Annotated in this window: 9 protein-coding genes and 1 pseudogene; 1 reads left to right on the top strand and 9 read right to left on the bottom strand. The window is 70.3% G+C overall.

Features of this window, described 5'->3' with window-relative positions:
- Positions 1–98: 98 nt before the first annotated feature.
- The 7 genes from V2W30_RS08640 to V2W30_RS08670 form a co-directional block, all read right to left on the bottom strand.
- Positions 99–1,247 carry a pseudouridine synthase gene (locus V2W30_RS08640; RefSeq protein WP_338695008.1) on the bottom strand — a complete coding sequence of 383 codons (1,149 nt, stop codon included), beginning with the start codon at positions 1,245–1,247 and terminating at the stop codon, positions 99–101.
- Positions 1,248–1,257: 10 nt separating this feature from the next.
- Positions 1,258–1,896: an SMC-Scp complex subunit ScpB gene (gene scpB / locus V2W30_RS08645; protein ID WP_338695010.1), complete on the bottom strand. Its 639-nt coding sequence runs from the start codon at positions 1,894–1,896 to the stop codon at positions 1,258–1,260.
- Entirely contained in the window at positions 1,893–2,813 is a 921-nt protein-coding gene (locus tag V2W30_RS08650) for a segregation and condensation protein A (protein ID WP_425244509.1), read from the bottom strand. Before V2W30_RS08650 ends, scpB begins: the two co-directional genes overlap by 4 nt.
- Before the next feature lie 80 nt (positions 2,814–2,893).
- The gene (locus V2W30_RS08655) at positions 2,894–3,472 is read right to left on the bottom strand and encodes a hypothetical protein (protein ID WP_338695014.1); all 579 of its coding nucleotides are present in this window, start codon (positions 3,470–3,472) and stop codon (positions 2,894–2,896) included.
- Entirely contained in the window at positions 3,457–4,638 is a 1,182-nt protein-coding gene (locus V2W30_RS08660; protein ID WP_338695016.1) for a ParA family protein, read from the bottom strand. Before V2W30_RS08660 ends, V2W30_RS08655 begins: the two co-directional genes overlap by 16 nt.
- Before the next feature lie 315 nt (positions 4,639–4,953).
- The gene (gene ald, locus V2W30_RS08665) at positions 4,954–6,069 is read right to left on the bottom strand and encodes an alanine dehydrogenase (protein WP_338695018.1); all 1,116 of its coding nucleotides are present in this window, start codon (positions 6,067–6,069) and stop codon (positions 4,954–4,956) included.
- Between the two features lie 145 nt (positions 6,070–6,214).
- Positions 6,215–8,338: a tetratricopeptide repeat protein gene (locus tag V2W30_RS08670; protein ID WP_425244510.1), complete on the bottom strand. Its 2,124-nt coding sequence runs from the start codon at positions 8,336–8,338 to the stop codon at positions 6,215–6,217.
- A 293-nt stretch (positions 8,339–8,631) separates the two neighbouring features.
- Between V2W30_RS08670 and V2W30_RS08675 the strand changes: the two are divergent.
- A pseudogene (locus V2W30_RS08675) lies at positions 8,632–9,488 on the top strand (IS5 family transposase).
- A gap of 9 nt (positions 9,489–9,497) precedes the next feature.
- On the opposite strand, the gene V2W30_RS08680 reads toward V2W30_RS08675, so the two are convergent.
- Both V2W30_RS08680 and V2W30_RS08685 read right to left on the bottom strand, forming a co-directional pair.
- Entirely contained in the window at positions 9,498–10,127 is a 630-nt protein-coding gene (locus V2W30_RS08680) for an NUDIX hydrolase (protein WP_338695020.1), read from the bottom strand.
- 115 nt (positions 10,128–10,242) lie between these two features.
- Positions 10,243–11,934, bottom strand: coding sequence for a CTP synthase (locus V2W30_RS08685; RefSeq protein WP_338695021.1), 1,692 nt, complete (start codon positions 11,932–11,934; stop codon positions 10,243–10,245).
- Between the last annotated feature and the right edge of the window lie 75 nt (positions 11,935–12,009).

Below are 12,009 nucleotides of genomic sequence, written 5' to 3' on the forward strand. Positions count from 1 at the left end.
GCCCTCCCGCACCGACCGGCGGGACACGGCGCCGAAAAGGGAATCGGCCGACCCCCGGATCTCTCCGGGAGCCGGCCGACCGGCACGACCTTCGCGACCTAGAGGTCGACTTCCTTCATCAGCATGCCGACCTCGGTGTTCGACAGACGCCGCAGCCAGCCCGACTTCTGGTCGCCGAGCGTGATCGGCCCGAAGGCGACGCGGACCAGCTTGTCGACGGGGAACCCGGCCTCGGCGAGCATCCGCCGCACGATGTGCTTGCGGCCCTCGTGCAGGGTCACCTCGACGAGGTAGTTCTTGCCGGTCTGCTCGACGACGCGGAAGTGGTCCGCCTTCGCGTACCCGTCCTCCAGCTGGATGCCGTCCTTGAGCTGCTTGCCCAGGTCACGCGGGATCGGGCCCACGATGTGCGCGAGGTAGACCTTCTTCACGCCGTACTTGGGGTGGGTCAGGCGATGCGCCAGCTCACCGTGGTTCGTCAGCAGGATGACACCCTCGGTCTCGGTGTCGAGCCGCCCGACGTGGAACAGCCGCGTCTCGCGGTTGTTCGTGTAGTCCCCGAGGCACTGCCGTCCTTCGTTGTCCTCCATGGTGGAGACGACGCCGGCCGGCTTGTTCAGGACGAAGAACTGGTACGACTGGGTGGCCACGGTCAGGCCGTCGACCTTGATGACGTCCTTCTCCGTGTCGACGCGCATGCCCTGCTCGAGGACGATCTCGCCGTTGACCTCGACGCGGGCCTGCTCGACCAGCTCCTCACAGGCGCGGCGCGAGCCGTAACCGGCACGGGCCAGCACCTTCTGAAGGCGCTCGCCCTCCTGCTCGGCGCCGGGGAAGGTCTTGGGGAGGTTCAGCTTCGCCTTGCCCGCGTACCGCTCGCGGTTGCGCTCCTCGGCCCGCGCCTCGTACTCGCGCGAGGTCGCCGGAACCCAGCGCCCACGGGTCTGCGAGGACTGCTGCCCCCGCTTGGGGCCGCCCTTGGCGCCACCGCGCGCCGAGGCGCCGCGGCCCGTCTTCGGGCCGGCCTGGGTGGCGTCGGGGCCCACGTCGTAACGCCGCTCCTCGGGACGCGGCCTCTTCGGACGGCTCGCGCCGCCCTGCTTGTCGTCGCGCTGCTTGTCGTCGCGGGCGTTGCCGGCGCCACGGGGGTTGCCCCGGCCGCCGCCACTCCCGCCGCGGCCGCCGCTGTTGCCACCACGGCTCCCGCCGTTGTTTCCGCTGCTGTTCCTGCCGCTACTGCTTCGCATCAAATTTCCGTTAGTCGTCTGCGTCGTCTGAACCCGGCGCATCGGGTGCGTCCGGGTCGAACGACGGAACCCCTTCCAGCGTGTCCGCCTCGATCGCGTCCGCCTCGGGGAGGAAGGGCGCGAGCTCCGGCAGCTCGTCCAGACCGCGCAGGCCCATCCGCTCCAGGAAGTAGTTCGTCGTCCTGTACAGGATCGCACCTGTTTCGGGTTCCGCGCCCGCCTCCTGCACCAGACCCCTCTGGAGCAGGGTCCGCATGACCCCGTCACAGTTGACTCCGCGCACGGCGGAGACCCGGGAACGGCTGACAGGCTGGCGGTACGCGACCACGGCCAGCGTCTCCAGAGCGGCCTGTGTGAGCCGGGCCACCTGCCCGTCGAGCACGAAGCCCTCGACGGCCGCGGCGTACTCCGGCCGGGTGTAGAACCGCCAGCCGCCCGCCACGAGCCGCAGCTCGAAGCCGCGGCCCTGCACCGTGTACTCGTCGGCCAGGGCCCGCAGCGCGTCGGCCACGGCCCTTCTCGGCCGTTGCAGGATCTTGGCGAGGTGCTCCTCGGTGGCGGGTTCGTCCACGACCATCAGCACGGCTTCGAGAGCGGGCTTGAGATCGAGCCCCGCGACGTCGCTCCCCGGCTCGGCCTGCACGGTCATGACGCACTCTCCTTCTGCTCGGTCTCCGGCTCGGGCGCCCGGTCGAACTCGTCCGTCACCACGGGCTCCGCCGCGTCCTCGCCGCCGGTCCAGCGCACGAGCAGCTCCCCGAGGGCGGTCTCCTGCTCCAGGCCGACGGCCTTCTCCCGGTACAGCTCCAGGAGCGCGAGGAACCGCGCGACGACGGTGAGGGTGTCCCCGGTGTCGGCGACGAGGTCCTGGAAGCTCGCCTCGCCCAGCTCGCGCAGCCGCGCCACGACGATCCCGGCCTGTTCCTGCACGCTCACCAGCGGCGCGTGGATGTGGTCGACGTACACCTGCGGCTTGGGCTTCGGCTGCATCGCCTTCACGGCGAGCTCGGCGAACCCCTCGGCCCCGATGCTGATGACGACGTCGGGCAGCAGGTCGGCGTGGTGGGGTTCGAGCCCCACGGTGCGCGGGTACCGCCGCGACTCGTCGTCGAGCCGCCCGCTGAAGATGTCGGCGATCCGTTTGTACGCGCGGTACTGGAGCAGCCGGGCGAACAGCAGGTCCCTGGCTTCCAGGAGCGCGAGGTCGGCCTCGTCCTCCACCTCGGCGGCGGGCAGCAGCCGCGCGGCCTTGAGGTCGAGCAGGGTGGCGGCGACGACCAGGAACTCGGTCGTCTGGTCCAGGTCCCAGTCCGGCCCCATGGCCCGGATGTGGGCCATGAACTCGTCGGTCACCTTCGACAGCGCGACCTCGGTGACATCGAGCTTGTGCTTCGAGATCAGCTGGAGCAGCAGGTCGAAGGGGCCCTCGAAGTTCGCGAGACGGACCGTGAACGTCCCGTCGTCGACGGCCTCGGCCGTGCCGTCGGGTTCCGGGGCCACCTCGGCCCCGGGCGCCTGATCGGCCGGCCCGGGGGCGGGCTCCGGCTCCTTCGTGGCGGCCGGCACGCCCCGCCCCAGGGCGCGTCGGCGCGCACCCCGGCCAGGCACAGAAGAGGGCGAATCGTTCACAGGCACAATGCCGGAGGCTACCGCCCGCGCAGCCGTCGTACGAGAATGCTCGCGTCCCCGCGGGACTCCAGATCGGCCAGGACCACGGCGACCGCCTCGCGCACGATGCGGCCGCGGTCGACGGCGAGCCCGTGCTCACCGCGGAGCACCAGACGCGCGTGTTCGAGGTCCATCAGTTCCTCGGCGGAGACGTACACGGTGATCTTCTCGTCGTGCCGCTCACGGCCGCTGGGGCGCCGGTTGGCGGCACGGGAGCGGCGCCGGGCGGCAGCCGTGCCCCGGCCGCTGCCAGAACCTTCCTGCGCGCGCCTGGCGGACTTCTCCGCGGCCTCCGTCGTGGCTCCCCGGCTGCGCGATCCCGCGTCCGACTCCGCCTCGGCGGTGGTGTGTTCGGCGGACGGGGCGTCCGCGTCACCGTCCTCACCGGCGCCGGAGGCCGCAGGCGAGGCGGCGGCCGCCTCGTCGCTCTCCCCGGCGGGGTTCGGCACCCGCGCCTCACCGTTCGCGGGACGCCGCGGCGACGACGACTGAAGTGCCATGCCCCCGGTCGTACGGAACAGTTCGTCGGCCCCCGGCAGACTCACTCGGCGTGACACCGGGCGAGCACCTCCCTGGCGAGCTGGCGATAGGCGGCGGCGCCGACGGAGTTGGACGCGTACGTGGTGATCGGCTCACCGGCGACCGTGGTCTCCGGGAAGCGCACGGTCCGGCCGATCACCGTGTGGTAGACGTGATCGTCGAACGCCTCGACCACGCGCGCCAGCACCTCACGGCTGTGCACGGTCCGCGAGTCGTACATCGTCGCGAGGATGCCGTCGAGTTCGAGCTCCGGGTTCAGGCGCTCCTGGACCTTCTCGATGGTCTCGGTCAGCAGGGCCACACCGCGCAGCGCGAAGAACTCGCACTCCAGCGGCACGATCACCTTGTGAGCGGCCGTCAGGGCGTTCACGGTGAGCAGGCCGAGGGAGGGCTGGCAGTCGATCACGATGTAGTCGTAGTCGGCCATCAGCGGCTTCAACGCCCGCTGCAACGTGGACTCGCGGGCGACCTCGCTGACCAACTGCACCTCGGCAGCGGACAGGTCGATGTTGCTCGGGAGCAGGTCCATGTTCGGGACGGCGGTCTTCAGGAGCACCTCGTCCGCGGACATCCCCCGCTCCATGAGCAGGTTGTAGACCGTGAGGTCGAGCTCCATCGGGTTCACGCCGAGGCCGACCGACAGGGCTCCCTGCGGGTCGAAGTCGACGAGCAGGACCCGGCGACCGTACTCGGCGAGTGCGGCACCCAGGTTGATGGTCGACGTGGTCTTGCCGACGCCGCCCTTCTGGTTGCACATCGCGATGATCTTCGCGGGACCGTGGTCGGTCAGTGGGCCTGGGATCGGGAAGTACGGCAGTGGACGCCCGGTCGGACCGACGCGCTCGCGGCGCTGACGGGCAGCGTCCGGGGCGAGCGTGGCCGCGTACTCGGGGTCGGGCTCGTATTCGGCGTCGGGGTCGTAGAAGTGTCCCTCGGGGGACAGTTCGTCGTAGTCGGCGAAGTGGCTGTGTGTGTCGCCACTTCGGTCGCCGGCCATGGCGTTCACGTGATGGCCATCCATGCTCTGGTGTGCTGTCTGCGTCGGCGTCTTCTGGGAGGCGCTCTGGTAGCCGCTCTGGTGGGCCGCGAAGGTACGCACAGCTACGGAGCCGACAGCTTGAAGCCCCGCGGGAACCTGTCCGCCTGGCTGGCCACCTCCGGGAGTAAATGTCGACTCATTCACAAGTCGTCTTACCTCCTTGGATGTGACCAGGAACATTTATCGATAGGTCAGCGTGGCACCATGCCGACGGTTGGCGACTCTATGGCGTGTCACCGCTCCGCAGCAACACAATCCGCCGGACCCGGCACGATGTGTCGGTAACGGAACACCCTCATGTCAAGGGCGTACGACGGCTCTTCGGTGCGTTTCGCGGCTGCGCGAATCGGTTAAAGGGTTACGTTCACGGCGAGTTGACCATGTCCGTACCCATGCACTTACGGCCGGACCCCTCGCAAGGTCCGGCCGTAGGCGTGAGATTGACGACTTCGGTTGACGTCAGCCGAGCAGCGTCTCGAGCTCCAGGTGCTCCAGACCGTGCGCTTCGGCGACCTCCTTGTAAACCACCTTGCCGTCATGGGTGTTGAGTCCCAGGGCCAGCGCGGGGTCGCGGCGCAGGGCCTCGACCCAGCCACGGTTGGCCAGTTCCACGATGTACGGGAGCGTGGCGTTGGTCAGCGCGTACGTCGACGTGTTGGGCACCGCGCCGGGCATGTTGGCGACGCAGTAGAAGACCGAGTTGTGGACCGGGAAGGTCGGCTCGGCGTGCGTCGTCGGGTGCGAGTCCTCGAAGCAGCCGCCCTGGTCGATCGCGATGTCGACAAGGACACTTCCCGGCTTCATACGCGACACGAGCTCGTTGGTGACGAGCTTCGGAGCCTTGGCGCCGGGGATCAGGACCGCGCCGATGACGAGGTCGGCGTCGAGGCAGGCCTTCTCGAGTTCGAAGGAGTTCGAGATGACCGTCTGGATCTTCGTACCGAAGATCTTGTCGGCTTCCTTGAGCTTGTTGATGTCGCGGTCGAGCAGGGTCACGTGGAAGCCCATGCCGATGGCGATCTGCGCGGCGTTCCAGCCGGAGACGCCGCCGCCGATGACGACCGCCTTGCCGGCGTGCACGCCGGGGACACCGCCCGGAAGGACACCGCGACCGCCGTTGGCGGCCATCAGGTGGTAGGCGCCGACCTGCGGGGCCAGACGGCCCGCGACCTCGGACATCGGGGCGAGCAGCGGCAGCTGGCGGTTGGCGGTCTCGACCGTCTCGTACGCGATGGCGGTCGTGCCCGACTCCAGGAGCGCGTCCGTGCACTCCTTGGAGGCCGCGAGGTGCAGGTACGTGAAGAGCGTCTGGTCCTTGCGGAGGCGGTGGTACTCCTCGGCGATCGGCTCCTTGACCTTCAGGAGCAGGTCGGCGGTCGCCCAGACCTCGTCGGCGGTGGCGAGGATCCGCGCACCGGCGCCGACGTACTCCTCGTCCGTGATCGAGGAGCCCACACCGGCGTTCTGCTCGATGAAGACCTGGTGGCCGTGGCGCACCAGCTCATGCACACCGGCGGGGGTGATGGCCACCCGGAACTCGTTGTTCTTGACCTCGCGGGGGATGCCGACCTTCATCGTCGATCACGGTCCTTGGCTCAGGGGATATCTCGGTCAATGCACTGCATACCAGTGCGCCGACGGACACACCGGGAGACACCGCGAATCAACGCGGCGGAGCCAGTCTAATGAAGGTTGTCGAGCTGTCTAGCCTTTCGATGCATCAATCTTTCGCGGATGCACTACGGATTTCGTAGGCGTTAGAGGCTTGTTCCGAAGGGTTTGCCGCCGCGGCAGGGTTTCCGGGTCCTCCCGTGAGCTCCTCTCCCAGCATGCGCTCGGCCGCACCGCGGTGCAGCTTGGCCGCGGCCGGGTCGCCGAGCCGTTCGAGGGTGTCCGCGAGCCGCAGCTGGAGCGCCGCCTGGAGCCGTACGTCCTTGGCCTGCCGCGCCCACTCGACGGCCTCCTGGCAGGTGTGCAGCGACTCCTCGGGCCGCCCCGCGTACTCCTGGACCCGCGCCAGTTCGCTCAACGCCCGTGCCTGGGCGGTGACATCGCCCTCCTTGCGGTACCCGGCGACGGCCGAGCGCCAGCCGCGCATCGCCTCGCCGTAGCGCCCCGCGTACGTGTGCACGGCGGCGATCCGCCCGTGCAGCCGCGCGGCGTCGGCCCGCTCGCCGCGCGTGAGCCGCTGCGACAGCGCCCGCCCGAACCAGTCGGCGGCCCGCTGCCAGTCCCCCAGCTCCTGGTACGCGCCTCCTACGGATTCCATCGCGCGGCCGGTCGCGTACGGGTCCTGCGCGGCCCGTCCGGCGTCCAGCGCGGCCCGGTAGCGGGCGAGCGCCTCCTGGGTGCGGCCGGTCTGCGCGTCGAGATCGGCGAGGTTGAGCAGCGCGGCGGCCTTCTCCCGCGGCAGGTCGCGCCGCTCGGCCACGTCGAGCACGAGCCGGTGGATCCCGTACAGCTCGGGCGCCGCCGCCTCGGTGCCCCGGTGCGCGACCATCGCCCGCACGAGGGCGGCCATCAGCCGGCGCGCCAGCGTGTCCAGCTCCCCGTCGGCGACGGCCAGCCGGGCCGCCGCGAGCAGCGCGGGCTGCCGTACGCGCAGCCACTCGGCGGCCGCCTCCGGGTCCGCGAACCGCAGGGCGCTGGGCAGTCCCGCGAGCTTCTTGCGGCCCGGGGACCCGTCGGGCTCGGTGACCGCGCGGCAGGACGTGAGCAGCCGTACGGTCCGCTCCAGCATCCGGGCGCGGGCCAGCTGCACCTCGCCGGGCCGGTCCTGCGTCTCGGTGAGCCCGCGCAGCAGCGGCACCAGGCAGCCCGGCACCTCGTACTGCGGCAGCTCGGAGTCGACGGGCCGGACGAGGCCGAGCTCCACGAAGTCGTCGAGCGTGGTCCGGGCGGCGGACACGGAGCAGCCGGCGAGCGCGGAGGCCGTGTGCGGGTCGACGTACCCCTCGGGCGCGAGCGACAGGTAACGCAGTATCCGCGCGGCGGGCCCGGCCAGCGAGGCGTAGGCGTGCCGGAAGACGCGGGCGAGCGCGGGCCCCTCGCCGTCCTGGGCGTGCAGCTGCTTGGCCAGGTCGGCGACGGACTCCTTGGGCCGTACGGCGAGCCAGCCGCCGGCGATCTCCAGCGCGGCCGGCTCCGCGCCGCACAGCTCGACGAGGGACTCGGCGGAGCGCGGGTCGCAGGTGACGCGGACGGACCCGGTGTGCCTGGTCAACAGGTCGAGGGCGGACTTGGTGTCGAGTCCGCCGAGCGTGCAGGGCCGCACGTCGGGGATCCCGGTCAGCGGCCCTTCGGCCACGGCGACGACGAGGCAGTCCGCGGTCTCGGGCAGCAGCGGGTCGACCTGCTCGGCGTCCCCCGCGTCGTCGAGCAGCAGCACGACCCGCCGCACGGAGAGCCCTTCGCGCAGCCGCTCGGTGAGGTCGTCGGCGGACTCGCCGGGAGGTGCGGGCAGTTCGAGCGCGTTCAGCAGGTCACGGGCGACGCGCTCGGTCGGTACGGGGGTGCCGTCGGGGGCGGTGAGGCGGGCCCGCAGCGCTCCGTCCGGGTACTGGTCGGCGACCTGGCGCAGCAGCTCCTCGGCGAGGGCGGTGCGGCCGGTGCCGGGCCGTCCGGCGACCAGCAGCACCCGGGCGCGCGGCGCCTTGCGCCCCGCCAGGGTGTCGAGCCCGGCCCGTTCGATGTCGGACCTGAGCTCCTTCAACTCGCGTCTGCGCCCGAGGAACTGACCGGACGTCACGTCCTGGCCCCGACGGGTGCGGCGCCGTTTGCGGGACCGCTCGGAGGACTCCCCGACCGCCGTCACGTCGTCCGACTCGACCGCCTGATCCGTCACGGGCCACGCTCCGTCTCACCCATCCCCTCCGGGGGTCGGCAGGGGCGGTTCCGAGCGTAGTTCAGGGGGTGCGGGTGCCCTGGGCGGGCGGCGCGGCGAAGTCACCCGGTCGGATCAGCAGATGGTCGCATTAGCTCTGCCGGGGACCGCCTCGTCGCTGAAGGCACGCGGCGAAGCGGCGGCCTCCAGCGACGCGGGGAACCGCGCGACCAGCCCGCACCGACTCGCGCCCGGCGACGGGACCGCGCCCCCCGAGGCGCTAGGGCCTGTCTTCAAAGTAGCGGCGCGGGATGATGGGTCTTGTGAGTCGCCGCTATGAACTGACCGATGAGGAATGGGAGTTGTTACGCCCGTTCCTACCGGCGGCATCGTTCGGTCGCCCGCGGGCGGACGACCGGACGATGTTGAACGGGATCGTATGGAAGATCCGTGCGGGCGCCGCCTGGCGGGATGTGCCAGCCCGGTACGGGCCGTGGCAGTCGTTGTACACACGTTTCCGCAGGTGGGCCCTGGACGGCACGTTCACCCGCATGCTTGCCGCGGTCCAGGCCGACCGCGACGCGAACGCGGACGTGGACTGGCTGGTGGCCGTCGACTCCACTCTGGTCCGTGCCCATCAACACGCGGCCGGCGCGAAAAGGGGGGCCGGTCGAGGGACGAACCGGCAGATCACGCCCTCGGCCGATCCCGAGGTGGACTGACCACCAAGATCCATCTTGCCTGTGACGGCCGCGGCCGCCCGCTCTCGTTCACTCTCACTGGCGGTAACCGCAATGACTGCACCCAGTTCGAACAGGTCATGGCGGGTATCCGCGTCGCTCGACTCGGCCCCGGTCGCCCCCGCACTCGCCCCGACCGGGTGGTCGCGGACAAGGGCTACTCGTCCCGGGCCATCCGCACCCATCTGCGCCGACGCGGCATCAAGGCCACCATTCCCGAACGGGTCGACCAACTCGCCGGGCGAGCACGACGCCGTGAACGGCGATGCGGCTTCGACAAGGCTGCCTACCGGCGCCGCAACGTCGTCGAGCGCTGCTTCAACCGCCTCAAGCAATGGCGCGGCATCGCCACCCGATACGACAAGACCGCGACCTCCTTCGAAGCCGCGGTCACCCTCGCATCAACGCTCCTCTGGCTCCGCCCACTTTGAAGACAGGCCCTAGACCTCGAACGGCCGCGCAGGCCACTCCGCCTCGGCCGCCCGCAACTGCTCCACCCCGCCGGAGGCCAGCGCGGCGCTCAGCGAGAGGACGCCCACGACCAGGCAGTTGTTGTGCAGCTCACCGGCCAGCACGCCCTGCACCAGCTCCGCCAGCGGAACCCGGGCGAACTCCATGTCCGCCTCCTCGTCCTCCACCGCGAACCGGTCGCCCTCGGCCTCGGACAGGTCCCGGGCGAGGAAGATGCGGACGGCCTCGGAGCAGCCGCCCGGCGTCGTGTAGACGTCGGTCAGCACCCGCCAGTCCTCCGCCTTGACGTGCGCCTCCTCGTACAGCTCGCGCTGCGCCGCGTGCAGCGGGTTCTCGCCGGGGATGTCCAGCAGCCCGGCCGGGATCTCCCAGAGCTTCATGTGCACGGGGTGCCGGTACTGCTTGAGGAGCAGCACCCGCCCCTGGTCGTCGAGCGCGACGACGGCGACCGAGCCGGGGTGGACCTGGTAGTCGCGCCGCGCCACCGATCCGTCGGGCATGACGACATCGTCCGTGCGCACCGAGGTCTTGTTCCCGACGAAGGGGGTCTCGGTCGCCCGGACCTCCCACTCCTCGGCGGTGTCCTTGATCGTCGTCATACCGGAACGTCCTCCCACGTGAGCAAAAGAAACCGGGGCACGTGCCGCATTTGGCACGCACCCCGGTAACCGTACATCGCTTGTGTTACAAGCCCTTCAGAGCCCTACACGGCCCTTACTTGGCCTTCTTGGCGTCGGTCGCGGCCGCGACCTTGCGCTCCACGGCCGCCTTCACCAGACCGGCGAACAGCGGGTGCGGACGCGTCGGGCGCGAGCGCAGCTCCGGGTGCGCCTGGGTGGCGACCAGGTAGGGGTGGACCTCGCGCGGGTACTCGACGTACTCGACGAGCTTGCCGTCCGGGGAGAGGCCGGAGAACTGGAGACCGGCCTTCTTCTCCAGCTCGGCGCGGTACGCGTTGTTCACCTCGTAGCGGTGACGGTGGCGCTCCTCGACGTACTCCTTGCCGTCGTACACCTCGCGCGCGATGGAGCCCTCGGCGAGCTTGGCCGGGTACATGCCGAGCCGCATGGTGCCGCCCATGTCACCTTCACCGGCGACGATGTCGAGCTGCTCGGCCATCGTGGAGATGACCGGGTGGGCGGTGGCGGCGTCGAACTCCGTGGAGTTCGCGTCGGGGATGTCGGCCAGGTTCCTGGCCGCCTCGATGACGATGCACTGGAGACCCAGGCAGAGACCGAGCAGCGGGATCTTGTTCTCGCGGGCGAACTGGATCGCGCCGACCTTGCCGGACACACCGCGGTCGCCGAAGCCACCGGGGATGCAGATCGCGTCGACGTCGGCGAGCTGCTTCTTGGCGCCGGCCGGCGTCTTGCAGTCGTCCGACGTGACCCACTTGATCTTGACGCGGGCCTTGTTGGCGAAGCCGCCGGCGCGCAGCGCCTCGGTCACCGACAGGTAGGCGTCGGGCAGGTCGATGTACTTGCCGACCAGGGCCATGACGATCTCGTGGTCGGGGTTGTGGACGCGGTCGAGCAGGTCGTCCCACGTCGTCCAGTCCACGTCGCGGAACGGCAGGTCCAGCTTGCGGACGACGTACGCGTCGAGGCCCTCGGTGTGCACGACCTTCGGGATGTCGTAGATCGAGCGGGCGTCGGGGCACGCGACCACGGCGTCCTCGTCGACGTCGCACATCAGGCTGATCTTGCGCTTGATGGCGGTCGGGACCTCACGGTCGCAGCGCAGCACGATCGCGTCCGGCTGGATACCGATGTTGCGCAGGGCGGCCACGGAGTGCTGGGTGGGCTTGGTCTTCAGCTCACCGGACGGGCCGATGTAGGGCAGCAGCGAGATGTGGACCACGAACACGTTGTCCCGGCCGACCTCGTGGCGGACCTGGCGGACGGTCTCCAGGAACGGCAGCGACTCGATGTCGCCGACCGTGCCGCCGACCTCGGTGATCACGACGTCGACCTCGTCCGTCGCCATGCGGCGGATGCGGTGCTTGATCTCGTTCGTGATGTGCGGGATGACCTGGACGGTGTCGCCCAGGTACTCGCCGCGCCGCTCCTTGGCGATGACCTGCGAGTAGACCTGGCCGGTCGTGACGTTGGCGCTGCCGTCGAGGTCGACGTCGAGGAAGCGCTCGTAGTGGCCGATGTCCAGGTCGGTCTCGGCGCCGTCGTTGGTGACGAACACCTCACCGTGCTGGAACGGGTTCATCGTGCCCGGGTCGACGTTCAGGTACGGGTCGAGCTTCTGCATGACGACACGGAGGCCACGCGCCTTGAGCAGCATGCCGAGGCTGGAGGCGGTGAGCCCCTTGCCGAGGGAGGAGGCGACACCCCCGGTGACGAAGATGTGCTTGGTCGTCGAAGCTGTGCTGTTTCGAAATGCTGGCGGCTGCATGGCCAAGAGGGGGCTCCCGTGGTCGCGGTCTGGGGTGCGTACCGGCGTGCTCTCCAGGACTTTCGGGGGAGGCGC

It is taken from the genome of Streptomyces sp. Q6 (assembly GCF_036967205.1).
GTDB lineage: Bacteria > Actinomycetota > Actinomycetes > Streptomycetales > Streptomycetaceae > Streptomyces > Streptomyces citrinus.